Origin of the sequence: Desulfospira joergensenii DSM 10085 (assembly GCF_000420085.1) — a bacterium.
GTDB classification, from domain to species: domain Bacteria; phylum Desulfobacterota; class Desulfobacteria; order Desulfobacterales; family Desulfobacteraceae; genus Desulfospira; species Desulfospira joergensenii.
In genome coordinates this window covers 2,406,179-2,428,772 of sequence record NZ_ATUG01000001.1, presented here as the reverse complement: position 1 = coordinate 2,428,772, position 22,594 = coordinate 2,406,179, and the positions used below count along the sequence as shown (strand labels likewise).

The window sequence follows — 22,594 nt, the reverse complement described above, 5'->3', positions numbered from 1 at the left end:
TTGGACCCATGGGACATGTACGCATAACCCCTTCAGAAGTTCCAGGTCCTTTTGATTTAACCTGGTGGCAATGGCAGGGAGGCCACACCCGTACCCATCTCGAACACGGAAGTTAAGCTCCCTAGCGCCGATGGTACTGCATGGGAGACTGTGTGGGAGAGTAGGACGCTGCCGGGTTATTCTTCAAAAAGCCCTGATCAATCTTCCCGATTGGTCAGGGCTTTTTTTATTTTAACGGGAACATCTACGGCTTGATCGTTAGTGCGAGCAAGTTAACAATGAATAATTGGTTAACAATTGAGGATGCTGCGCCCCAATCATAAATGGGGGCCCAAAGGGTCCTCCGCAATTATTAATTGATTATGCCCGTACCCATCTCGAACACGGAAGGCCTGATCTTATGTTTGGGTCCCTATCGTCGATGGTACTGCATGGGAGACTGTGTGGGAGAGTAGGACGCTGCCGGGTTATTCTTGAAAAAGCCCTGATCAATCTTCCCGATTGGTCAGGGCTTTTTTTTGTTCTGCAGACATGCTTTAATCTTTGATCAGGGGGATAGCGTTTAACCCGGTACAAACACCCCCTTGAAACTCAGTTCCCGGAATTATCCTGCCGTTTGTATCGGCCCGGTGAGTAAAAAGGGCAATACCCCATTTCTCTTATCCCTTCCCTGAGCTTCCATTGTTTTTCCACTATATTCCGCCTGCCGGATTCAAGGCAAACAGTTTTAAACACCGATTTTGATGAGATTTTTTTTAAAAAAAGATGGATATCAACCCGGGGTTGATACTAAGGTGTTTTTTCGTATACTTTTTGCAAGCAAAAATTCTGGTGTCAGCTTGATGTTTTTAGCATAAATCGTTTTTTAAAATTTAATACCATCACAAAAAAAACCAATAGGCAGGTTCTTTCATGCGGAAATTTACTATCGGATTTTTTTTCTTTCTGCCAATTGCAGCCACTCTGGTTTTCATCAATGCCGCCTTCATTCAAGGAAATACCGGGTTTAAAGTGGGCAAAACCCAAAAAGGCCTCCTGGTTTCAAAGGTGCTGTCTCCGATTAACTCCGTCCAAAAAAATGATTTGATCATTGCAGCCAACGGTCTTTCCCACGATGAAGTCCTGGGGAATTTAATTTTACAACAGCCTTTAACAGCCCCGGGATCCTTTACCGTCCTCCGGGGAGGCCAGGTGATTGAACTTTCTTTAAAAACTGAACCATACACTTTATTTTCCCTGTTAAAACTGATCTGGCCCAGATTAATGCTTATAGCAGTAATGCTCGTTCTCGGGGCCTTGGTGATATACAAACATGCACCGGATGATATCAGTCTTTTGTTCTATTTTATGCTCTGCAGTTTTGCGTCATCGCTTTCCGCAACCCTCCCCTCTGCCATCGTATTCTTTAATCCCATGGTATATTCCTTTTCTTTTCTGCTCCACACGCCTTTTAACTGGATTGCCTTCGGACTCTGGCTGCATTTTGCCTTAAAATTTCCTGAAGAAAGGGACTTGGTAAAAAACCGATGGTGGCTCCCGGCCATAATTTATCTAATCCCTGCAGTGACAACCATTGGCGGCGCTTTTTTTGCGGCCGGATGGACGCCTGAATTTTTCGGATGGGTCCAGCGTCTGAGAAACCTGTATCTTCCGCTTATTATCATCACCGTTTTTCTCAAACACGCAAGCGATTATAAAAAAATTATGACCCAACAGGAACGCAACCGGATTAAGCTTCCCCTGATTGCCTATTGGCTTGCTTTTGGCCCATACCTGTTTTTTTATCTGCTGCCAAATCTATTGATCGATTCTCCTTTGATCTCCTTTCGCATTGCCGTTTTTGGCTTTTTTGCATTGCCGCTGGCCTATTATGCCGGGATCCTTCGGTATAAGCTGTTTAAAGTGGATCAAATCATCAGTAAAACGATTGCGTATGTTGCCATTATCATGGCGCTTACTGTCATTTATTCCTTATTTTTCACCGCACTTAAGAAATGGTTTTTCGGGGATGCTCTTTTATCAAAAGAAGTCTTCTTAGTCTTCTTAATTTTAATGAATATGATATTTCATCCCGTAATCTTAAAACTTGACCAGTTGATCCGGCGGCTCTTTTTCCGCAGTGATGCCATCTCCATAAAAACCATGCATGAATTCAGCCACAGGATCGCTGCCACCCTCGAACTTCCAAGGATTATCAATGCAATCATCCGGAAACTACCTGAAGCGATCCACGTCTCGTCCATCGCTGTGATGATTTTTGAGGGCAACCGGTCAAGGCTTTTTCCCCCCACCCTGCGTTTCGGGTCGTCCCTCTGGCGAAAGAGCCGCATGGCAGACCGGTTTAAAGACACGGCGATTACCCATTTCAGTGTATTTCAGGTCCTTCAGGATCCTGATCTTGAAAAAGAATTACAGGAGATTCAAAAAGCCGGCTTCACCCTTGTTTTGCCGCTTCGATCCTCCCGGGCATTGTCCGGCTTTTTATTTATCGGTCCCAAAGTCGGCGGCAGTCTTTTCAATGAAGCAGATATCCTCTTGCTGGGAAGTTTTGCCAACCAGGCAACCATAGCCCTTGAAAACGCCCTTCACCATGAATCGCTCTTAAAAGGAAAACAACAACTTGAGCAGATGTTTGAACAAAAGGTCCAGGCGGAAAAAATGGCGGCAATTGGAGAAATGACTTCCCTTCTGGCGCATGAACTCAAAAATCCCCTGGGTATTATCCACAGTTCGGCCCAGTATCTGGCCAAAGGGAAACAGTCCCGACAGGTTACCGAAGAGATGGTGGCATATATTATAGATGAAGTGGATCATCTCAACCTTTCCATTAACAGTATTTTGAACTTTGCACGGCAAAAACCGCCTGAACTGGCACGGGTAAACCTTGAACAGGAAATCAAGACCCTTATGGATCAATGGATACATACCAAGGACCATCGCCGGACGGTAACTATTCAAATCGATGCGGCATCCAAACTGCCGCCGGTTTATGTGGATTTCAGGCAGCTGGCACAGGTGTTGCTTAACTTGATACGAAACAGTGAAGAAATGATGGCAGACGGCGGAAAAATTAATATTCACCTTGAGCAGATGCGTGATCATGTTCATATCCGGATAATCGATAACGGCCCGGGGATTTCCCATGAAAACCAGGATAAGGTTTTTGATAATTTTTTTACCACCAAAAACCAGGGGCTGGGTCTTGGGTTGTCGGCCTGTCGTCAGATCATCCAGGCCCATAACGGCAGCATTTTTCTGACAAACAGAACGGACAATGATCAGAGCGGTGCATCTGCCCTGATCAAACTGCCGGTAAGACCGCTGGAAAATATCCAAAAAAGCAGTATGCTCAAAATGCTGCCCACATAAAACAGGACATTACCATGGCCAAACAAAAAATACTTATTGTTGAAGATGAAGAAAAACTGGCCCGAATCCTCAGCCTGGTACTCCAGGATAACGGTTATAAAGTGAGAACCGCATCGGATGGAAAACAGGGTATCTTTCAGTGGACAAAATGGCATCCGGATCTGGTGCTCACTGATTTGAAAATGAAACCTGTGGACGGCATGGCAGTGTTAAAATTCGGCCGCTTGAATTTCCCTGATATTCCACTGGTCATCCTTACGGCATTCGGCTCAATTGAGACGGCAGTCAACGCCATGAAAAAAGGCGCGTTTGATTTTCTGACCAAACCGCTGGCGCATGAACAGCTTCTGGAAGTAGTCGAACAGGCGCTCTGTATTGCCCCTTCAGAGAACAGCTCTTTGACCCAACTGATTGGAAATTCTCCTGCCATGGATAAAATCCGACGAGACATCCACCTGTTTGCTTCTACAGACTCCTCGGTTCTGATTCAAGGCGCTTCCGGTACAGGCAAGGAACTTGCTGCAAGAGCTATTCACGATGCGTCCAAACGGCAGAGCGGCTCTTTTGTTAAAGTAAATTGTGCTGCCATCCCGAAAGATTTGATAGAAAGCGAGTTGTTCGGCCACCAGAAAGGGGCATTTACCGGGGCGATTCAGGACCGGCAAGGTGCATTTGTCAGGGCAGACAAGGGGACGTTATTTCTCGATGAAATCGGAGATCTGCCCCTGGCACTTCAGGCAAAGCTGCTTCATGCCGTGGAGGAAAAAACCATTACCCCGGTGGGTGCAGGCACAGAGATTCCGGTATCCGTTAAAATCCTGTCTGCCACAAACCAGGATCTTGAAACCATGATTGTTAAAAATCAGTTTCGCTCCGATCTTTACTACCGTCTCAATACGGTCTGTCTTAATATGCCGGCTCTGCGGGATAAAAAATCGGACATTACAGATCTTGCCAGCTTTTTTCTTGAAAAATTCTGCAGAGAATTTAACAGACCGCTGCGCTGTCTTTCCAATGACGCCATTCAGTGTCTTGAGGCCTATGCCTGGCCCGGCAATGTGCGGGAGCTTAAAAACGTCATGGAACGGGCAGCGCTTACCTGTAACAGTATAAAAGTCTGTGCAGCGCATCTTCCCGGACACATATCCGACCCACCGGCAGGCGCCCGGAACGATCAACAAGCAGCACCTGCAGATTTTGATATTGTAGCCCAGGAGCAGAGCCTCATGCTGGCCGCCCTTGAGCAATGCGGATGGAACCAGTCAAAAGCAGCCAAAAAGCTTGGCATCACCCGGGGAGCCCTTCGGTACCGTCTCCAGAAATATGGCATCCGCAAAGACCAATAAACCGATCAAGAACTCAGGTAAAACAGACGCCGAACTGCCCGGTATCCCGATTTATCCATGCGACACGGCCCTTGATACGAATCGCGGTATCAGATGCGATCAATGAGGACTCTGTTAAAGGTATCAGCAGGATGGTCAAAGACGCATCCGCTTCAGGCATGTGGTCCCGGCTGGTACGGATGCACATCCCCTGTGTGGATACATTCCGAGTCCGGCCCACTGCATGGGTTCTCAACTCCCAGTTTCCATTGGAATAAAAACTCACAGACTGTTCCAATCTGCGTCTTGACTGCCGTCGCTGCTCTGTAAAGGAAGATGCCATATTGTTTATCAGATGGGGGCAGCAAACGTTAAGATACGCCCACTGCCCATTAAAAATTTTAAATTAAGATCCGTATGTATACCTGCGCGCACTGCCTGCCATGGCCAGAAGCCCGATCCCCAGCAAAAGCACGGTGCCGGGTTCAGGAACCGGAGCGCCGCCTGTAATGGATTCATATTCCACAATATAGCCCAGGGTATTATTAAAGCCGCTGGTGTCATTCTCGTTATCAATCCATTCGCCCACACGCACATCATTCCACTCACCAGATGATGAATCCGGGAAAAACTGCAGATACTCTTCAGACTGCCCGCCGTGACCAAACTCATTGTTCGGTTCCCCTGAGCGCCAGGCGGTATAATTCCATTCTTCCCCGGTCACCCAGTGCCAGTCTGCCATACGAGCGGTATCATCTGATTCAGTTCCCTGCGGCGTCTGATAACCGCCGGTCATGAAACTTTTTTCCTGATTCAGGTCAACGCCTAATCCCAGATCGTTAATAAAGCTGTTTTCCCCGGCAGATGTGATGGTTGCCAGATGGCCGGCATAGGACTGCCCGGCATCGGAATAAGTCAAACTGGCAGCCCAGTCCCGGGCGTTTTCCCAGGTAATGTTTGTCTGATCCAAATTCGTTTGAATTGCATCAATCAGAAACACCTCATAATAATGGCCGTTATCATTCCACTCAACAGGGGTGGCACTGGCCAGTGCCGGCATCATCAAAATCAGGCAGATTCCTGTCCATTTAAGCAACACGTGTTTCATTAAACCTCTCCCTTCTCTATTTTCGGTTTCAAAAAAATTCTCTTTCCTTTAATCCATCCATAAATATTTGCAAGACAGGGACCAGACCGAGATGCATACAAAAAACCTATCATTACAAATGGTTAAACGCTTCATTCAAAAAGACTTACTCCATAGGATTCATATTGGCTGTAAGTATTCAGCCAACTGGCGGATATCCGCCAATACCGGATTTTGACGCCGGGCCTTTCCTTAACAAGTTGAGAGAGAAAAATCAGTCCGAGCCATTTCAAAAACAGGCGTATCAAAGCGTACTTACGTATTATGATTTGCAGGCTATCCAGCCGAAGTGGCTTGAAAACCAACCGGCTTCTGGCCTTGTGAGGGAAAAAGCGCTTCTTACGCATCAGCGTAATAAAGCCTTTTATGAAGCATGAAAACCGGTTTATGAAAAGCTTGGAAATGGGATCAAGGTCAGGCATTCCTCCCCAAAAACACATAAGGCGTACCGTAACTGGGTAAGAAAATTCCAGCAGTTTTTAAAAAGCAAAACACCGGATGGCCTATAGGTTGAACATAAATGGCGGCCCAAAGGGCCATCCGTAATTATTAATTATTCATTCTCAATTATTAATTGATTGTGCCCGTACCCATCCCGAACACGGAAGGCCTGATCTTATGTTTGGGTCCCTATCGCAGATGGCGGCTATAAGATTGCCTTATTGGGAAAAGTTTTTTCCTGTCCAGTTTTTTAGAGGAGGATCAGTACGGAAATGCAATCTCTCCATCGGGTCTTTCAGATTCATTTAAGGCTTTCAGGACATCCTCATATCTTTGCAGGACATCTTCCTTATCGTTCTTTTCAGGCAATAATTCAAGGCTCATGCGCTGAATCATTTTTGCCTGCCGGTAAATGGCCTGCCGCTGATCAGAGTGGCGTGTTTGATTTGTGATCCTGAGAAGTGTTTCAAGCAATCTGATTGTTACTGAAACGCTTTTATGACCGTATTGCCGGATTTGATCAAATGCAGCATTCAGCATGCCTTTAAAATCTGTTTGCTTTGCAATGATCCTGAGAACCTTTTCGTCATCAAACCGGTATGGCGATGGAAACTGCCTTGATGATAAGAAGCACAAGGCTGAACCAAGTTGATCAATGCAGGTGACCGCCGTATAGGGATCATTTATTCCGGGTGAAAGGGAACGGACAGCAACTTCAACGATCTGATGGATTGCATACTCTGCATCCTGCTCAGGGGTGCGTTGTGGGCCAACAATAAATGCCCTGGTGATCTCTTTGCCGATATCCCCGTCAAACTTTTCATCACTTCTGATCGAAACGATCGAGCATCCATAAACAATAAAATCCCCTGCTTTATGGTGAAAGTGCAGAAGGAGATCGTTTTTCTTTGCAATTACCAAGAGGTTGTCGCAGTCGATTGCCTGGAGATATCCGCTTTGAACAGCAGTGAGGTGATGGACATGTGCGTATTTGTTTGTTTCTTTTTTTACTTCAATATTCTGTTCTGTCTCTTTCTTGGCGTCACGCTCTATTTCTTCGGTAAAAATTCGATGGATATGTTTTTCAAGATCACGGCTTAATGCTGCAATTACATTATCTGCCTGAATGGATGTGGATATATGATGAATAAAAAAAATCAGCACACAAACATTACCCAGGGCGAGAACAACCCCGAAAGCAACGGAAAGACCCGGTGTATAAGCATGTGCACCCGACGTATTCACAGACCAGAGAACGAGAATGCAATATATAAATGTTGAAATGAATGTTCCGAGTACGAATTGAGTGCCTCTGTCCTGCATGAAATTACGTAAAAGACGTGGCCCAAATTGCGAGGAGGCTAAATTAAGGGCAACAATTGTGATTGAAAAAGTCACTCCGGCAACTGTTATCATAGACCCTGCAATGGTTGACAGGACAGACCGTGCCCCCCCTATATCGATGGTATAGAAAATTTCCCAGACAAAATGGGAGGATAAGTTCAGGTGTTTATCAAAAAAGGTCAAAACAACGGATATGATGAACGCCGGCAGCAACATCAGCGACGGTATAAACCAGAAACTGCTTCTTATCGATTCCCAAAGGTTCCGTAGTCGTGTTTTCATTGTGTGGATTCATCCTTTGTGACAATCATAGAGAGACCTTTGATTAATGCCAAATTCATTCCCGTTTTTTATATTGTAACCATCAAAAAATATCCCTTTGTTCATTAACTCCCCTGAACTTTTTGCCATGATCAAGTTTTGTAAAAGCATTTTACATTCCTTTTTGCATAGCAGAATGTAACCGTTCAAAATGCTGCTATGCAGCCGCAGCATTTTGGCGGTTAGGGACAGGCTGGTGTGGCCCGGCCCCGTTATCGTACTATATTATCTGATATCGTATCAATCCCTATGGTTTTACAATAGGGTTGACACAAACAAGTACCTTTTGTACATATTGTATATTAGGTACACGAAAATATGGAGATGCCAAATGACCACTAGAATTTCCACAGCCGATGCAAGAAAAAATTTTGCCGATATTGTCAATAAAGTGGCCTACGGCAAAGAAGCTATCGTTCTGACGCGCAGAGGCCAGGATGTTGCTGCCCTGGTTTCCATGGATGAACTTGAACTGCTTCAGCAAATCGAAGACCATATTGATATTGAAGATGCTAAGCTTGCTCTTGCCGAATCTGGAGAGAATATTCCTGCTAAAGAAGTCTGGAAACAATTGGGACTTTGATGAATGGAATATTCTATTGAGTTTCGACCTGCTGTATTGAAAATTTTGAAGCGGTTTCCTAAAAGGGATTTGGTACGGATTAAGAAGGCGATAGAAGAACTTGTCCGAAATTTGCCAGAGCCCGATACCACCAAAATGAAAGGCAATAATTCTTTTCATAAGATCCGAACCGGTGATTATAGAATTATATATGAAATTCATAATGATAGAGTGGTCATTCTGATTGTAAAAGTGGGTCATAGAAAAGATGTTTACAAAGGCCTCTGATAAATTCTGATCGAAAATTCCCCCAAAAATTCAATATGTAAGAATCACCGGTTTGCCCCTGAGCATTTCGGTTGTTGAAATCATTTTTCGATTCTTAACGGAATCCATTATGACCATCAATTGGGCCTTATATAGTTTTGATACCGGGTGATTTCATCCAGAAAGTTGGGTGTGAAGATGCCGGTATCGGCTTTGGCAGCGATATCACATAGGTTCCAGAAGCCGCCGGTTTCAATTTCCTCCGGGGAGGGTGTAATGGCGCCGTCCCATACACAGGAATAAGTGGATACATATTCCGATTCAAAGTCATTGATGTGCCGGTATTTGTAAAGAAAATCCAGCTGCGCCCCTCTGATCCCCAGTTCTTCTTCCATTTCACGGATTGCCGCATCTTCATAGGATTCTCCTTTATCCACATGGCCCCCCACCGAGGTATCCCATTTGCCCGGCTGAACATCCTTGGTGGCGGCCCGTTTTTGCAGGTACAATTCATGATCCCGGTTAAAAACCAGGACATGAACCACCCTGTGGATGAGTAAGGGATTGCCGTGAACCTGATCCCGCCTGGCTTCTCCAATAATCCGGTCTTCCTCGTCAACAACATCGAAAATCTCTTCTGCCATGATCCTTCCCTTTCAACTTCAACAAAAATTCCAGAAACAATTGGCGTAAGGTAAGGAGTGAAACCGTTTCGGTCAAATAAAAAGGGGATAAAAAGAAGGGATCGCATCAATAGTCCCTAGCTGGGCCATGGCAGCCTGCGGACCGGATTTCAGGTTAACCGATTCTATTTTTAATATCCCACCGGATCAATCAGACCGGACTGACAGCCGGATGCTGCCGGTTCCGCCGGTTGAAGCAAGAAGGAAAGATCGGATAAAGAAGTGATTTCTCCTTTGAGGTTGATCCAGAGTTCGGTGATCATGCCATTGCTGCATTTCACCTTGACCTTGTCACCGGCCCCCGGCCCGAAGGCTTGGTCAAACTTGGCCTTGATTTCAGAAACAGGAATGGTTCTTCCGATGTTGCCGGAAAAATAATCTCTGACCGCAGAAGCGTTAATCTGTTCCGTCAGCAGGACGGCTTCAACGAAATACTCTTCCGGTGTGGGCGAGTAGCAGGTTCCATGCTTTATCCATTCATGCCGGTGAAGGGATGACATGGTCCCCGGCATCACCTTTGCCAGGGCCCTATCCGTTGCCGGTGACAGTTCCGGCTGTGGAAGCTGGTTGTATTTTTTTTGTTCGTCTAAATTTTTATTCACTTCGCTGGTATGGCAGTAAATGTTGGATCTGGGCTGGGGCCAGAGTCCGTGGAGGGTGAAATGATCTGCATCATAGCGGCTTTTGTCCTGGATTCACACTCTGTTTTTGACTGGTGGGTCTGGCAGAATGCCGGCTGCCAGCTGATGGCCAGAAGGTATTCCGGGGAGGGTAGATCATGGCCGGGGGTACCGGTAGATGTTCCTGTCCGGATATCAGAGTGGTTGCAATCGGTTAAAATAAAACCGCAGGATGCTGATATCCAGCGATCCATGGGGCTGGCATGCTTTATCCGGATCCGGTAATGGGTCGCCTCCTCTTTATTTTTCGCAACCAATTCATAGGACATGTCCGGAACCAGTTTGATATTTCCCGGGTTACTGCCTTTTTTAAAAGATTGATAGGCTTCGCATGTTTCCGTGGCAATAAAATACCCCTTTATTGAAACCTGGGGCCATGCCGCTCCAACAATTAAAAATATCAGCCCGATACAAAAAAAACAGACTTTCAGGCAGAGCCTCATCGCAAACCCCCTTTGTTTTGTATATTGAATTCTCCCATCAGACAATGACGGCTTTCTTTGATTCTGTACAACCTGTCCTGGGATATTTGAATCTATTATATAAATCCGGAATGGTTTTAAGTCCAGTTTTAACCGAGTTTTCCCATGGCTGTTTTTTTCTGAGGGGGATCAGGAAGTGTTTACAATGCCGGTATCATTGTTCCATTTGAAAGAACTGGACACCGCCGGATATCCTTAGGCCCTGGTCAAGAAAGCACAAACTTGGGCAAAGTTTTATTGATTAGATAAAGCCATACTTCAAAATGGGCCCTGGATTTAATAACAAATCTGTAAATTCATGAATCAAATTTGTTATTCCTTTTTCTCCTTCATTGCCCGGTAATCGCCCATGCTTTCACAGTCGTCTCCCGGAGCCCCCTCTGGCAGGCTCCTTTCCCGGTTCCGGAGCAGATTTTTTTCTCCTGTTGAGAACAGGTATTGAAATTGCACTGGATTTTTCCAGGGCAATCCCTGCAGGGGAGAATATAAGGAGAAGATCATGAGTAAAACTAAGATTCATCCGGATATGAAAGTGGCGGATATTATCCGGCAGTGGCCGGAGGCCCGGGAGGTTTTCCAGGCCAACGGCCTGGGAGCCCTGGTCAGTAAGGACGGCCTGCGGGCCCTGGCCCCGTTTTTAAGCCTGGGAACGGCCCTGCGCAGCCGGTTTATGAATCCGGAAGCCTTTACGGGGCTGTTGGGGTCAGCGATGGAGCAGAAACCGGTCCAGGAGTCGCCCGGGCTGGAGTCCATGGCCGGACAAAGGGATCTGACCCTGCTGGGCCTGATGCCCTGCGGGTTGAAAATGCCTTTCAGCCGGGCCTTTGCAGATTTCATGGCCCGGGTGGAACTGGACGGTCCCATTCAATTTGCCGTGGAGGGCAATCTGAACCAGGAGCTGTCCTACTACTCCTATGTCCACACCATTGAAGATCCGGATGAGCTTCCCGACATTATTGTGTCCTCGGATTTCAATATTTTTTACGGACACCGCTTCAACCGGCAGTTCGTGGCTCCGGGACATTTCACAGGCTACGGCTGTTTCCAGCCCGGGACCCGATTTGTTGAGGCTGGAATCCCGGATCCAAAGGGAGAGTATTCCATCCTCTGCGTCAATCCCCTGGTCATGGTGGTCAACCTGGATCAATTGGGCGACAGGCCTTTGCCCCGGACCTGGGCCGATTGCCTGGATCCAATCTGGAAAAATAGCCTGACCATCCGGGGTGGTGACCAGTTTTTCTGCCATGCGGTTCTTTTGCCCATATTCCAGCAGTTCGGCCCGGAAGGGCTCCGGGCCCTGGCCGCCAATCTAGCCCGGGGGCTCCACCCTTCCCAGATGGTTGCCCGCATGGATAAAAACAGCGACGGCGCCGTCTATGTCATGCCGGAGTTCTTTGCCCAGCGGGTGAGGCACCAGGAGCGGATTCAAATTATCTGGCCCGAAGACGGTGCCCTGGCCAGTCCCGTGACCCTCCAGGTCAAGCCGGACAGGATCCCCGATCTGAAGCCGGTTCTGGACTATCTTACGGGGCCGGGTCTGGCCGCCACCCTTGCCCATGCCCGCTTCCCCGTTCCCCATGCCGGGATTCAGGCCGATGTCCAGACCCGGCCTTTGAGGTGGCTGGGCTGGGATTATCTGCGCAAGAACGATTTGGTTGAACTCAACCAAGAGATCGATGAGATCTTCATGCCCCTGGCCCCGGTGCAGGGATGAGGCTGTAAAAATGACCCATCCCGGAGTAAAATTGATCACCGTGGCCGGCCCGCCCTCTTCGGGAAAGACCTCCGTGATCATCCAGACTCTCAGGCACCTGGCCGCTCCGGAAAAGACCGTGGGGGTGATCAAGTTCGACTGCCTGACCGGGGATGACCATCTCCGGTACGAAAAAGCCGGCATCCCGGTGAAAAACGGCATTGCCGGCGGAATCTGCCCGGACCATTTTTTCATAGCCAATATCGAGCAGGGTCTCCAATGGGGCCGGACCGCGGGCTTCGATTTTCTGATCAGCGAAAGCGCAGGCCTGTGCAACCGCTGCTCCCCCCACATCCGGGGGGTGTTCTCGGTCTGCGTCATCGATCATCTCAGCGGGGTGGATACGCCCAGGAAAATCGGGCCCATGCTCAGGAACGCCGATGTGGTGGTCCTAACCAAGGGGGACATCGTGTCCCAGGCCGAACGGGAGGTCTTTGCCTTCCGGGTCCGCCAGGCCAATGCCAAAGCAGTCCTGCTTCCGGTTAACGGCCTCACCGGCCAGGGCAGCCTGCTCCTGGCCCAGGCCCTGGAAGATGCAGCTGAAATTTCATCCTTAAACGGCATGCGGCTGCGTTTTACCATGCCCGGTGCCCTCTGTTCCTATTGCCTGGGGGAAACCCGGATCGGCCCGGACTGTCAGATCGGCAACATCAAGACCATGGACTTCTCATGAGATCGTCAGCCCTGCTCCATCAGGCCCTGGAGGCCCTGGTCAAGGAACATCCCTATCTTCATGATTTTTTTGCTGCCTTGGACATGGACCTGCCCCGGGACAATTCCATTCTCAGGGAATTTATCCTCTCAACCCCCCCGGAGCATCTGGCGCGGTACAGCCTTACCCATGAAACCCTCATGGAGCAGGTTCTGGACTTTATCGCCGGGATGGTCCGGTTTCAGGCGGAAGAGAATGAAAACAACATCAGACAGGTAACCATCCTGGCCGGTCACGACAAATCCGGAAACAAAGAGGCCTCAGATCTGGTGCTCTGTCCGGGGGAGGTGGTCTGCATTGTCGGCCCCACAGGTTCCGGCAAAAGCCGTCTTTTGGCAGACATCGAATGCCTGGCCCGGGCCGACACCCCGTCGGGCCGGCGCATTCTTCTCAACGGCTCCCTGCCGGACCCGGCCATGAGGTTTTCCGGAGAGCGGCAGCTGGTGGCCCAGTTGTCCCAGAACATGAATTTTGTCATGGACATGACCGTGGAGGAATTTTTGAATCTCCATGCCGAGAGCCGCCTGATCCAGGATGCCCCTGCCCGGGTCCGGCGTATTTTTGAGGCTGCCGTGGGGCTTGCCGGTGAACCCTTTTCCCTTGCCACCCCGGTCACCGCCCTTTCCGGGGGCCAGTCCCGGGCCCTGATGATCGCCGATGTCGCCTTTTTAAGCGCCTCTCCCATTGTGCTCATCGATGAGATTGAAAATGCAGGGGTGGACCGGAGAAAGGCCCTGGCCCTCCTGATCCGGGAAGAAAAAATCGTTCTCATGGCCACCCATGACCCCATGCTGGCCCTTTCCGGCCACCGGCGCATCGTCATCCGCAACGGCGGCATGGTCCGGATCATTCAGACCTCTGAAGCGGAAAAGCGGGCTGCGGCCCGCCTTGAGGTCCTTGACCAAAACCTGGGCCGCCTCAGGGACGACCTGAGGCAGGGCCGCAGCCTTGTGTTTGATCCGGAACACTTCCTGACGGGCCGGCCAAATCCTTCCTGATCGCCCTGGGCGGTGCATGGGGCAGGATGGTCAGGTCCGGCGATTTGCCAGAGCAAGCCGGTAGGATTATTCTTCGAATTTTACGGAAACCTTTTTGTAGCCGGGTTTCTCCTTTACGCTGACGTCCAGCTCAATGCTTGAATCTCTAAGCCCCAGGGACAGCCTGCTTTTTCCTTTGGCCTCATCCATATGCAGAATCTCCCTGACCACCTCAAAGACATTTGCCGCCACATTTGCCGCCGGGGAAGGCAGGCGGGTACCCCGGTATTCGGCGGTTACGGAAACAACTCCGTCGTCGGACTGGACAATGGTAATCTTTTTGGCATTGTTGTTCACCCCGTGCAGGGCCGTCAATGCCAGCCATTTAAGGGCCCCGTCCACCCCTTCCTCTTCTTTATTCAATTCGGACATTTCCTTTAACGGATCCGTGGTTGAATAGCAGTCACAGAGTTCCTGTACTTTTTTATGCAGATTTATTGAATCTTTCATGGATAGTTCTCCTTATACAAGCGGCCAATGTCTTTGGCCGGAATTTTGTAAGCCTCGTTCGCGGCTATCTTGGATATATCTTCTTGCAGGGTTCAGGAACAGGGGATGAATGGACTTTCAGGTCTGAGAAGATCTTCTCCAAAAGATAAGGCGGATTGACAGATATTCAACGATGGCCCATTCTTTTTGTGCCTGGCCCTCAACTCCAAAGGATCAGGAGATGGTTTCCGGTCATGGCCATCATGCATGACAGGTCCGGCCAATCTCTTGGACCGACGCTGTTTCTATTTTGCCGCCAGGGCGAGCGTCTTGGTTTCAAAGAGTTTCAGGACTTTTGACGCTTGATCTCTGCCCTCCTTCCGGAGAAAAGGAGAGACCTTGTTTCCGGAAGGAGGGCAGAAGGGGGGTGGGACAGGCCGGACCGGTTAGAAACGATATTGCACTGAAAAGATCATCTCGTGGATCCGGACATCGGTACTGACCTTCACGGCCAAAGAGGCGGGCTTGACTTCCCTTGTTCCGGCATCCAGGTATCTATACCCAAGGGTCAGGCCCCAGTTTTCATTCAGGGTGTAGCTGCAGCCGGCCCCAAGGCTCCATGCAAAATTGGTCTCATCGCTGGATCCGTTAAAAATGTTGGCATTGCTGTCTTCGTAGAGAACCATAGAGTCAATAAAGGCGAATCCGATTCCCCCGGACAGATATGGGGTGAATGCAGTCTGGTTTTTAAAGTCATAGAAAAAATGGAGAAGCAAGGTGTCCAGGTCGGTTTTTGCTTTGACCTCCCAGTCCAGGGGGCCGGAAATGAAAATACCCTGGTCTCCGGTCCAGACGGTTTCTGCCTCTGAACGGATCATATACTCAAGCTCCACCCTCACAGGGATATGAAATGCCGGGTTAAAATCATACCCCGCCGCAAGACTGCCGCCATGGCTGGTATCATCCCTGTCACCAAACCTCTGGTACAGGGTACTGCTTGAAATATAGGCATCAGAGGATTCCTGGCTGGCCATGGAGACCCCGGCGGCAATGTAAAATCCGGTTTGATGATTTGATTTCAGGTTGTCTGCCTGGGCAAAAGAGGCGAGAAAGAGGACGAGAACAAGTGTACAGAAAAAATGCTTCATTTTATCAATCCTTTCGATCATGTGTTTGCGAATGCAGTTTGCAGGCTATGTTATTGTAAAACAATCCCTACCTGCATTAAAAACTGAGTTTTTTTTAGCATAAATGATGCGATGGAATCAATTAATTTTTAGGACAAATCCTCGTTCCATTCAAGTCTTGAAATGATTATGAATATTGATCATTTGATCAATCAGGTCCAAATATTTTATCTCATTTGGGGCTTGAAAAAGGCGAATCATCCGGGATCTCTTTAGGGATTTCATGAAACAGTCCCATGGAGCCTTGGGCCGTCTTTTTCTCATACAGGAAAAAACAACGGGAACGCGGCAAAGCTCCTTGCTGTTTTTCATCCCCGCACCAGAAAGAAGAGGTGGACAAAGTTAGCTCCTTCAACGGATCAGAATCCCAGGAAGCAAGCGTCTACACCCGGAACTTTGCCAGCATGGCCTGGATATCCCGGGCCAGTTGCCTGAAAGAATTGGAATTGCTGTCAATGGTGGAACTGGTCCCGTCCATCTCAGAAGCCACCTGGTGAACCCCTGCGATCTGTTCGGAGATCTGTTTTGAGAATTCCGCGCTTTTGGATACGTTTTCATTGACTTCCTGCATCTCCGTCGAGGTTTTGTTCATATTCTCTGCGATCTCGCCGGTGGTGGCGGACTGCTCTTCCACCGAAGAGGCAATGCCTGAGACGATATCATTCACATCAAAAATAATGCTGCTGATATCCTTGATTTTTTCCACGGTCTTCCGGGTGGAAAGCTGAACCTCGTCAATCTGGCTCTGGATCTGTTTTGTGGCGTCGGAGGTCTGCCCTGCCAGATCCTTGATCTCGTTGGCCACAACAGAGAAGCCTTTGCCCGCCTCCCCGGCCCTTGCCGCCTCTATGGTGGCGTTCAAGGCCAGAAGGTTGGTCTGTTCTGAGATCTCATCGATGGTTTCAGTGACATCGTTGATTTTAAAGGCGGCCTTTCCCAGGGCATCCACCAGATCAGAGGCCTCTTTTGTGAATGAGACGGCCTGGCTTGAAATGGTTCGGGCTTTTTCCGAATTTTCCGCAATTTCATTGACCGTGCCGGACATCTGCTCCGTAGCAGAGGCCACCGAACGGATATTTCCCATGACCCGGGAACTGGCATTGGATACGGAATCAAGGTTCTGCTTCATTTCAGAGGCCACCTGGGTCAGAGAGTTCGAATTATCTGTCATCTGCCTTGAATCGTCGGACATTTTTTTTGAGATGCCGGCAAGCTCATCGGATGAGCTGGACAGATCATCGATGTTTCCCCGGAGCTGCCTGAAAATATCTCCTATATTGACGGTCATGCGGTTCAATGCTTTAGCAAGCTGCCCGATCTCGTCTTTTTGATTGATATCCAGCTTTTTGGTGAAATCGCCCTCAGACATCTGTTCCGAGAACTCAACCCCTTTGATAATGGGTTTTGTCAATATATTGCTGAACAGAAATACAACCACGCCGACAAGGCACATGCTGAGGCCGAAAGCGATGAGCAGGCTGTTTCTCATGGAGTATAAAAGGGCGTACTGCTCTTTTTTATAGGCCCCGATGGCCACGATGAGATGTTTTGAGGGAATCTCTCGGAATAAAACGATCTTTTTGTTTATTTTTCCGTCCGGTTCCTTCCAGTCATATTCAAGTTTTCCGTTTTTTTCCTCGATCATGGTCTGAACGATGAATTGGCCGTCCTGGGATTTAACATTGTAGACATTTTTACCTTCCAGGGAAGGATGGATGATCATGTCTCCTTTCATATCAAATACAAAGGGATATCCGTCACGGCCCACCTTCATGGCAAGAATGGCATCGTGGAGATCTTCGGATTTTACCAGTTTGGAAAACTCTGCCTTATATGAAGACGCCCAGATGATAAGGTCCATGGGTTCAAAATAGGTAAGATAGGCGGCTTTTTTCCGGGCCTTGGTTTCATTGGGATTTTTCCAGTCATATTCAATATATCCGGAGCGGGACGGGGTATGGAGCAGGGCATCCACTTTGGGCCAGAAAGAGGTTTTGGATATATCCACCCCTTCCGCCTTGGGATGAATACTCAGGATGCCCTTGCTGGAAACACCGGCGGCATACCCGGTGTCTCCGATCTTTTTGCTCAGGATCACTTCCGAGGCCTTTTTTTTCAACTCTTCCCGGGTAATTTCACCCTCTTTAAACTGCCCGTAAAAATAGGCGATTACATCTTTGTCCTTTTGGGTAATCGCCCTGAGGTAATTTTTTATGGCAATATCTTCCAGGGCTCCGAGGCTTTTTTGGGTTGCATGGATCATGTTTGAGATTTCCTTGTCCAGACCCGAGGTCACCTTTTTCTCGATCAGAATGTAAATCCCCAAAGAAAGGGCGGATAAGATGAGAAAAACAGAACAGCCAAAGACCAGAAGCATCTTCATTTTAATTTTCATGATCAGAGTCCTTTAGAAAAAAGTTGAAATTTATAATCCACAAATCAAGGCATGAACCCATTATCCACGACCTGTCATCATTGTTCTTTCTTCAGTCCCGGATCGTTATGATCCGTTTTTCTAATTGGCACCGGCATGTTCTTTTTCAAAAGGACCGCCTTTTTTCGCAAGAAAATTCAGTACTAAAAAAATCTAACTTACTTACGAAATTAAAATTTCAGCGTTAGCATTTTATCCAGCAATTGTCCAGCCTTCATTGTAAGCATTGGTTGGAAATGGATATATTTAACCGGTTTTGTCCGGAGGTATCGTTTTTCGGGGAGTCTTTTAAGAACGGTCTGATTCGAACCCGGGAAAGATCCTCTTATTCCATATCCTTAGTTGAACACACCCGGTTCCGTCCGGATTCTTTTGCGCGGTACAGGGCAAGGTCAGCCCCTTTGATGATCTCATCCATGGAAGAATATTCTTTGCCGATGGCGGCCACTCCGATGCTGACGGTTATTGGAAGAGATTTCCCTGAAAATGGGACCGGGCTCTCTTCAACGGTTCTGCAAATTCGTTCCGCCGCCCTGCACGCCTTTTTCAAGTCCGTTTCCGGGAGCAGGACAATAAATTCTTCCCCTCCAAAGCGGGCAAGGATATCCATTTCACGGACAGCCCCGGCAATCTGTTTTGTCAGGGACTGCAGCACAATATCTCCCACATCATGCCCATGGGTATCGTTAACCCTTTTAAAATGGTCGACATCTATCAGCAGAAGAGAGAGGGGGCGTTTATATCTGACACTGCTTTTTCTTTGTTTTGAAAAGAGTTCCAGAAAATGGCGTCTGTTATAGATCCCGGTCAAATCGTCAAGGGTGGAAAGCCGGATCAGTTTATTTTCCACCTCCTGCCGTGCGTTTATCTCTTTTTTGAGAACATCGTTCAACCGCTGCTGTTTGACAACAGCAAAAAATTCACTCCGCCTTATCCGGTTGAAGTGGATAAGATGATAAGAGCCGTAGAGATTTGCCAGAAAAAAAAAGAGTACAATGGTCATTGTATGGGGGAGCGGAGATTCCGTAAATAGGAAAAGTGTTGCCGTGTACAGAACCGACATGACCATGGACGGAATAAATGAAATAGTGAATTTTATGGAGATAAACAAATAGTACATGAGGACAATGATGGGCGTTGTCGGAAGAATAACGCCCTGGCAGGTATCAAATAAAAATGCGGCTTCCACGGACTCGGATACACCCACCATGATCATATAGGTCATAATGGTGACGGGCAGATAAGGACCCAGACTCTTTTTCCATGCAAAGAGAGCGGCGGTAAATCCCAGGACAAGGCTGAGAAGACGAAGCACCAGCATGGTATTCAATCTATTGCCGCTTCCCAGTACCTGGGCGTTTGCAATAATCCCCAGAAAATAGACCAGGCTTGTAAAGATGCAGATAAAGATCAAACGGCGTCGGTTTTCCTTTTTGTACTCCTCCTGATAGCAGGACTCTGTATCCCGTGACCTGAACTCCCCCACAAAGTTGAACCGGGGTTTTTGTGAGATATCAGAAATCATGGATATTGGGTTCCGGCAATAAAATAACAAGGTTTTTCTTCCATGGGTATGGGGGGCCGACCCCGACCTGTAAAGAATCCTGGGCAATTGATTTTTCTGTTCATAAATCCACCCTCAAATTCAATGTCGAACCGGTTTGTCTCCTCTTTAGTTTTTTTATAGCAGACAGTATTGTCTAATATATACTTTTACAAGTAAAATTAATATTTGGCGAAAGTTTGCGTTTTTTAATGCCCTTTCTGATTAAGTCATTCCAGGGTTACTATCATTGGTTGCCTATGGGGTTTATCTGATTTAAGAAGTAATCAAAGATGGGGATTGGATTGCCCTGATGGCAATACCGGGATTTGCGGATGAGCGGATTTTTCCCGTTTTTTAGGAACACCGTCTAAAGGGGGTTTTGGGTTCTGCCGGCCTCAACTCAGTTTGGGGAAATGCATGCCGGTTCAAGAAGGGGACGTCATTTGCTGTCTGTCAGAATTGATCCGGCCAGGCAAAAAGCTCGGGGCTGCCGCCGGTATGCCAGAACAGCACGGTCTGGTCTTTGGTGAAACCGCCTTTTTGGATCAGGTCCAGAAGGCCGCCCATGGCCCGGGCCGTGTAGACCGGACCCAGGAGAATTCCCTCAAGCCGGGCAAGGGCCCTGATGGCATTAAATTCGAGATCTCCGGGAAGGGCATATCCTGCCCCGAGATAGCTACAATCAAGGTCAAACTCGTCTGCTCTCATCCGGTCGGGAATGTTGAGGCGTTCAGCAGCCTGGTTGGCGATCCGTTCCAGGATGGGGGGGAAAGGCTCATCCCCTGTTTTTGTCTGGTCAATGCTGATCCCCAGAACGTTTCCTTTGAATCCTTTATATTTTGCGCCCAGAGCAAGCCCTGCCTGGGTGCCTCCGGAGCTTGTGGCAAAGACAATCGCGTCCGGTTCAATTTCCATCTCTTCCATCTGATCTGCCAGCTCCAGCATGGCATTGACGTATCCGACGGCCCCAACTGCATTGGAGCCCCCCACGGGAATCACATAGGGGGCTTTCCCGTCCCGGGTCAGCTCTTCGGCCACCTCGTCCATTCTGGCATCCCGGGCCGGCCGGGTGCAAAAATGGATGGTTGCCCCGTAGATTCTGTCCAGGAGCAGGTTGCCGTTGGGATGTATGGGGGGCTCGCCGTTGAGGACCAGGTGGCAGTCAAGCCCGGCCCTGTTGGCGGCGGCAGCAGTGAGGCGGCAATGGTTGGACTGGATTCCCCCGGCTGTGACCAGGGTGTCTTTGCCCTGCTTCAGGGCTTCGCCGATGAGGAATTCCAGTTTTCGGGTTTTGTTGCCTCCGAGTCCAAGGGAGGTGAGGTCATCCCGCTTCATGAATATTCCGGGGCCGCCTGTGCTCTTTGACAGGTTTTCCAGATAATGGATCGGGGTGGGAAACTCTGCCAGGCAAACCCTGGGAAGGCGGTCAATATTCATGGAAAAGCCTCCTTTTTTTAGAATTTATCAATGGGTCAGAATCATGGAGATGAACGCGGCAGCCCTGTCGGTCTGGGGATTGTCAAAGAATGCGTCCGGCTTTCCGGTTTCCACGATCTGTCCCTCATCCATGAACAATACCCGATCGGCCACTTTCTTGGCAAAGCCCATCTCATGGGTAACTACACACATGGTCATGCCCTCGGAGGTAAGATCGGTCATCACGTCCAATACCTCGCCGATCATTTCCGGGTCCAGAGCAGAGGTGGGTTCGTCAAAAAGCATGATTTCAGGGGACATGGCCAGCCCCCGGGCAATGGCCACTCTCTGCTGCTGGCCGCCTGACAGCTGGGTGGGATGGGCATCCGCCTTTTCATCCAGACCCACCCGTTCCAGTTTTTCCATGGCAATGACCCTGGCCTGCTCTTTGGGCACCTTTTTCACATGGACCGGTGCCAGCATTACGTTCTGGAGCACGGTCATATGGGGGTAAAGGTGAAATTGCTGGAAGACAAACCCGATGTCGGCCCGCAGTTTTGTCAGATTGGCGGAGTGGTCGTGAACCGGCATGGAGTTGACAACGATTTCCCCCTCCTGGATATCCTCCAGCCGGTTGATGCACCGGATCAACGTGGATTTCCCCGATCCGCTGGGGCCGCAGATGACCAGGACCTCACCCTTGGGTATGGCCAGGTCGATGTTGTTCAGCACGTGAAGCTTTCCAAACCACTTGTTTACGTTTTTAAATTTAATGATATTTTCCATTGGACCGTCCTTGATATGTTTAAACCGCCATTCTCCGCTCCAGATAATTGGACAGAAGGATCAGGGGGTATGAGATGACAAAGTAGAGAATGCCGACCAGGGAGAAGACCATGAGGCCTTCGGGGATTCGAATTACCGTTACCCAGCCCACCCGGGTCAAATCCATAACCCCGATGACCGAAACAACGGAGGTATCCTTGATCAGCAGGACAAATTGTCCCACCAGGGGCGGCAGGATGACCTTCATGGACTGGGGCAGGATGACCAGCCGAAGCTGCTGGACCCGGGTCAGGCCGGAAGAGGCAGCTGCCTCCCACTGCCCCGTGGGGATGGAAGCGATACCCCCTGCCACGATTTCACAGATAAATGCTGAGCCCATGATCGCCATGGCCAGGAGGGCTGCCGGAAAGGCTTCCAGCTGGATCCCCCATTCGGGCAGGATAAAGAAGATGATAAAGACCTGGACCACAAAGGGAGTGCCCCTGACAAAGGAGACATAGACCCCGATGAGCCATTTTAAGGCCTTGTTTTTTCCCGAGCGGAAAATGCCCAGAAGAAATCCCAGTATGGTGCAGGTGACCAGGGAGATAAAGGAGATCTGTACCGTCATCCACAGTCCCTTGAGGAAAAAGGGAAAAATTTCCACAAGCCTTGAAAAGTAGAAGGACATCAT

At 48.8% G+C, this 22,594-nt stretch carries 22 protein-coding genes, 1 rRNA gene and 1 pseudogene; 10 read left to right on the top strand and 14 right to left on the bottom strand.

Annotation, left to right across the window (positions count from 1 at the left end; all coding sequences use genetic code 11):
- Window positions 1–60 precede the first annotated feature (60 nt).
- A 5S ribosomal RNA gene (rrf, locus tag F608_RS0112225) occupies window positions 61–177 on the top strand.
- A 657-nt stretch (window positions 178–834) separates the two neighbouring features.
- Here the strand turns inward: rrf and F608_RS36475 are convergent.
- Window positions 835–1,026, bottom strand: a complete 192-nt coding sequence (locus tag F608_RS36475) for a hypothetical protein (RefSeq protein ID WP_161626853.1) — start codon at window positions 1,024–1,026, stop codon at window positions 835–837.
- Between the two features lie 1,032 nt (window positions 1,027–2,058).
- On the opposite strand from F608_RS36475, the gene F608_RS36470 reads away from it, so the two are divergent.
- Window positions 2,059–3,369, top strand: coding sequence for an ATP-binding protein (locus F608_RS36470; protein WP_161626852.1), 1,311 nt, complete (start codon window positions 2,059–2,061; stop codon window positions 3,367–3,369).
- 14 nt (window positions 3,370–3,383) lie between these two features.
- Window positions 3,384–4,715 (top strand): sigma-54-dependent transcriptional regulator, encoded by a 1,332-nt coding sequence (locus F608_RS0112215; RefSeq protein ID WP_022665927.1) that lies wholly within the window; start codon window positions 3,384–3,386, stop codon window positions 4,713–4,715.
- Window positions 4,716–4,728: 13 nt separating this feature from the next.
- Here F608_RS0112215 and F608_RS37370 read toward each other — a convergent pair whose 3' ends face one another.
- Entirely contained in the window at window positions 4,729–5,037 is a 309-nt protein-coding gene (locus tag F608_RS37370; RefSeq protein ID WP_084681070.1) for a PilZ domain-containing protein, read from the bottom strand.
- Between the two features lie 63 nt (window positions 5,038–5,100).
- Window positions 5,101–5,802: a PEP-CTERM sorting domain-containing protein gene (locus F608_RS0112210; RefSeq protein WP_022665926.1), complete on the bottom strand. Its 702-nt coding sequence runs from the start codon at window positions 5,800–5,802 to the stop codon at window positions 5,101–5,103.
- 164 nt (window positions 5,803–5,966) lie between these two features.
- Between F608_RS0112210 and F608_RS36180 the strand changes: the two genes are divergently transcribed.
- Window positions 5,967–6,218: a hypothetical protein gene (locus F608_RS36180; RefSeq protein ID WP_022665925.1), complete on the top strand. Its 252-nt coding sequence runs from the start codon at window positions 5,967–5,969 to the stop codon at window positions 6,216–6,218.
- A 24-nt stretch (window positions 6,219–6,242) separates the two neighbouring features.
- A pseudogene (locus F608_RS37365) lies at window positions 6,243–6,350 on the top strand (phage integrase N-terminal SAM-like domain-containing protein); the annotation flags it as partial.
- A 193-nt stretch (window positions 6,351–6,543) separates the two neighbouring features.
- On the opposite strand, the gene F608_RS0112200 reads toward F608_RS37365, so the two are convergent.
- Window positions 6,544–7,908 (bottom strand): DUF2254 domain-containing protein, encoded by a 1,365-nt coding sequence (locus F608_RS0112200; protein ID WP_022665924.1) that lies wholly within the window; start codon window positions 7,906–7,908, stop codon window positions 6,544–6,546.
- Window positions 7,909–8,278: 370 nt separating this feature from the next.
- Here F608_RS0112200 and F608_RS0112190 point away from each other — a divergent pair, with 370 nt between their 5' ends.
- Both F608_RS0112190 and F608_RS37360 read left to right on the top strand, forming a co-directional pair.
- A complete protein-coding gene (locus F608_RS0112190; protein ID WP_022665922.1) occupies window positions 8,279–8,530 on the top strand; it encodes a type II toxin-antitoxin system Phd/YefM family antitoxin in 252 nt (83 codons plus the stop codon).
- Between the two features lie 3 nt (window positions 8,531–8,533).
- Complete coding sequence (locus tag F608_RS37360) at window positions 8,534–8,797, top strand: type II toxin-antitoxin system RelE family toxin (RefSeq protein WP_022665921.1); 264 nt, start codon at window positions 8,534–8,536, stop codon at window positions 8,795–8,797.
- 116 nt (window positions 8,798–8,913) lie between these two features.
- Here the strand turns inward: F608_RS37360 and F608_RS0112180 are convergent, their stop codons facing one another.
- The 3 genes from F608_RS0112180 to F608_RS0112170 all read right to left on the bottom strand — a co-directional run bounded on the left by F608_RS0112180 (window position 8,914) and on the right by F608_RS0112170 (window position 11,071).
- On the bottom strand, window positions 8,914–9,420 hold the full coding sequence (locus F608_RS0112180; RefSeq protein ID WP_022665920.1) for an NUDIX hydrolase: 507 nt from the start codon (window positions 9,418–9,420) through the stop codon (window positions 8,914–8,916).
- Between the two features lie 170 nt (window positions 9,421–9,590).
- Window positions 9,591–10,154: a ribonuclease T2 family protein gene (locus F608_RS34750; RefSeq protein ID WP_084681068.1), complete on the bottom strand. Its 564-nt coding sequence runs from the start codon at window positions 10,152–10,154 to the stop codon at window positions 9,591–9,593.
- A gap of 779 nt (window positions 10,155–10,933) precedes the next feature.
- Window positions 10,934–11,071 (bottom strand): hypothetical protein, encoded by a 138-nt coding sequence (locus F608_RS0112170; protein ID WP_153307488.1) that lies wholly within the window; start codon window positions 11,069–11,071, stop codon window positions 10,934–10,936.
- A gap of 49 nt (window positions 11,072–11,120) precedes the next feature.
- Between F608_RS0112170 and F608_RS0112165 the strand changes: the two genes are divergently transcribed.
- From F608_RS0112165 to F608_RS0112155, 3 genes are read left to right on the top strand one after another with little or no spacing between them, the layout of a single operon-like run.
- Window positions 11,121–12,335, top strand: a complete 1,215-nt coding sequence (locus F608_RS0112165; protein WP_022665918.1) for an ABC transporter substrate-binding protein — start codon at window positions 11,121–11,123, stop codon at window positions 12,333–12,335.
- Window positions 12,298–13,047, top strand: coding sequence for a GTP-binding protein (locus F608_RS0112160; RefSeq protein ID WP_022665917.1), 750 nt, complete (start codon window positions 12,298–12,300; stop codon window positions 13,045–13,047). The genes F608_RS0112165 and F608_RS0112160 overlap by 38 nt, the downstream gene beginning before the upstream one ends.
- Entirely contained in the window at window positions 13,044–14,084 is a 1,041-nt protein-coding gene (locus F608_RS0112155) for an ATP-binding cassette domain-containing protein (protein WP_022665916.1), read from the top strand. The genes F608_RS0112160 and F608_RS0112155 overlap by 4 nt, the downstream gene beginning before the upstream one ends.
- A gap of 66 nt (window positions 14,085–14,150) precedes the next feature.
- On the opposite strand, the gene F608_RS0112150 is transcribed toward F608_RS0112155, so the two are convergent.
- The 7 genes from F608_RS0112150 to F608_RS0112110 all read right to left on the bottom strand — a co-directional run bounded on the left by F608_RS0112150 (window position 14,151) and on the right by F608_RS0112110 (window position 22,594).
- Window positions 14,151–14,573: a hypothetical protein gene (locus F608_RS0112150; RefSeq protein ID WP_022665915.1), complete on the bottom strand. Its 423-nt coding sequence runs from the start codon at window positions 14,571–14,573 to the stop codon at window positions 14,151–14,153.
- A gap of 425 nt (window positions 14,574–14,998) precedes the next feature.
- A complete protein-coding gene (locus tag F608_RS34740; protein ID WP_022665913.1) occupies window positions 14,999–15,700 on the bottom strand; it encodes an outer membrane protein in 702 nt (233 codons plus the stop codon).
- A 421-nt stretch (window positions 15,701–16,121) separates the two neighbouring features.
- Window positions 16,122–18,134 carry a methyl-accepting chemotaxis protein gene (locus tag F608_RS34735; RefSeq protein WP_022665911.1) on the bottom strand — a complete coding sequence of 671 codons (2,013 nt, stop codon included), beginning with the start codon at window positions 18,132–18,134 and terminating at the stop codon, window positions 16,122–16,124.
- 364 nt (window positions 18,135–18,498) lie between these two features.
- The gene (locus F608_RS34730; RefSeq protein WP_022665910.1) at window positions 18,499–19,698 is read right to left on the bottom strand and encodes a GGDEF domain-containing protein; all 1,200 of its coding nucleotides are present in this window, start codon (window positions 19,696–19,698) and stop codon (window positions 18,499–18,501) included.
- Window positions 19,699–20,172: 474 nt separating this feature from the next.
- Window positions 20,173–21,156, bottom strand: a complete 984-nt coding sequence (locus tag F608_RS0112120) for a D-cysteine desulfhydrase family protein (protein WP_022665909.1) — start codon at window positions 21,154–21,156, stop codon at window positions 20,173–20,175.
- Between the two features lie 27 nt (window positions 21,157–21,183).
- The gene (locus tag F608_RS0112115; RefSeq protein ID WP_022665908.1) at window positions 21,184–21,921 is read right to left on the bottom strand and encodes an amino acid ABC transporter ATP-binding protein; all 738 of its coding nucleotides are present in this window, start codon (window positions 21,919–21,921) and stop codon (window positions 21,184–21,186) included.
- A gap of 19 nt (window positions 21,922–21,940) precedes the next feature.
- Window positions 21,941–22,594 carry an amino acid ABC transporter permease gene (locus F608_RS0112110; RefSeq protein WP_022665907.1) on the bottom strand — a complete coding sequence of 218 codons (654 nt, stop codon included), beginning with the start codon at window positions 22,592–22,594 and terminating at the stop codon, window positions 21,941–21,943.

Excerpts from the sequence above, each read along its gene's own strand:
- F608_RS36470 (WP_161626852.1), top strand. The coding sequence starts at position 2,059 with ATGATATTTCATCCCGTAATCTTAAAACTTGACCAGTTGATCCGGCGG.
- F608_RS0112215 (WP_022665927.1), top strand. The coding sequence starts at position 3,384 with ATGGCCAAACAAAAAATACTTATTGTTGAAGATGAAGAAAAACTGGCC.
- F608_RS37370 (WP_084681070.1), bottom strand. The coding sequence starts at position 5,037 with ATGGCATCTTCCTTTACAGAGCAGCGACGGCAGTCAAGACGCAGATTG.
- F608_RS0112210 (WP_022665926.1), bottom strand. The coding sequence starts at position 5,802 with ATGAAACACGTGTTGCTTAAATGGACAGGAATCTGCCTGATTTTGATG.
- F608_RS0112200 (WP_022665924.1), bottom strand. The coding sequence starts at position 7,908 with ATGAAAACACGACTACGGAACCTTTGGGAATCGATAAGAAGCAGTTTC.
- F608_RS0112190 (WP_022665922.1), top strand. The coding sequence starts at position 8,279 with ATGACCACTAGAATTTCCACAGCCGATGCAAGAAAAAATTTTGCCGAT.
- F608_RS37360 (WP_022665921.1), top strand. The coding sequence starts at position 8,534 with ATGGAATATTCTATTGAGTTTCGACCTGCTGTATTGAAAATTTTGAAG.
- F608_RS0112180 (WP_022665920.1), bottom strand. The coding sequence starts at position 9,420 with ATGGCAGAAGAGATTTTCGATGTTGTTGACGAGGAAGACCGGATTATT.
- F608_RS0112165 (WP_022665918.1), top strand. The coding sequence starts at position 11,121 with ATGAGTAAAACTAAGATTCATCCGGATATGAAAGTGGCGGATATTATC.
- F608_RS0112160 (WP_022665917.1), top strand. The coding sequence starts at position 12,298 with ATGAGATCTTCATGCCCCTGGCCCCGGTGCAGGGATGAGGCTGTAAAA.
- F608_RS0112155 (WP_022665916.1), top strand. The coding sequence starts at position 13,044 with ATGAGATCGTCAGCCCTGCTCCATCAGGCCCTGGAGGCCCTGGTCAAG.
- F608_RS0112150 (WP_022665915.1), bottom strand. The coding sequence starts at position 14,573 with ATGAAAGATTCAATAAATCTGCATAAAAAAGTACAGGAACTCTGTGAC.
- F608_RS34740 (WP_022665913.1), bottom strand. The coding sequence starts at position 15,700 with ATGAAGCATTTTTTCTGTACACTTGTTCTCGTCCTCTTTCTCGCCTCT.
- F608_RS34735 (WP_022665911.1), bottom strand. The coding sequence starts at position 18,134 with ATGAAAATTAAAATGAAGATGCTTCTGGTCTTTGGCTGTTCTGTTTTT.
- F608_RS34730 (WP_022665910.1), bottom strand. The coding sequence starts at position 19,698 with ATGATTTCTGATATCTCACAAAAACCCCGGTTCAACTTTGTGGGGGAG.
- F608_RS0112120 (WP_022665909.1), bottom strand. The coding sequence starts at position 21,156 with ATGAATATTGACCGCCTTCCCAGGGTTTGCCTGGCAGAGTTTCCCACC.
- F608_RS0112115 (WP_022665908.1), bottom strand. The coding sequence starts at position 21,921 with ATGGAAAATATCATTAAATTTAAAAACGTAAACAAGTGGTTTGGAAAG.
- F608_RS0112110 (WP_022665907.1), bottom strand. The coding sequence starts at position 22,594 with ATGATGTCCTTCTACTTTTCAAGGCTTGTGGAAATTTTTCCCTTTTTC.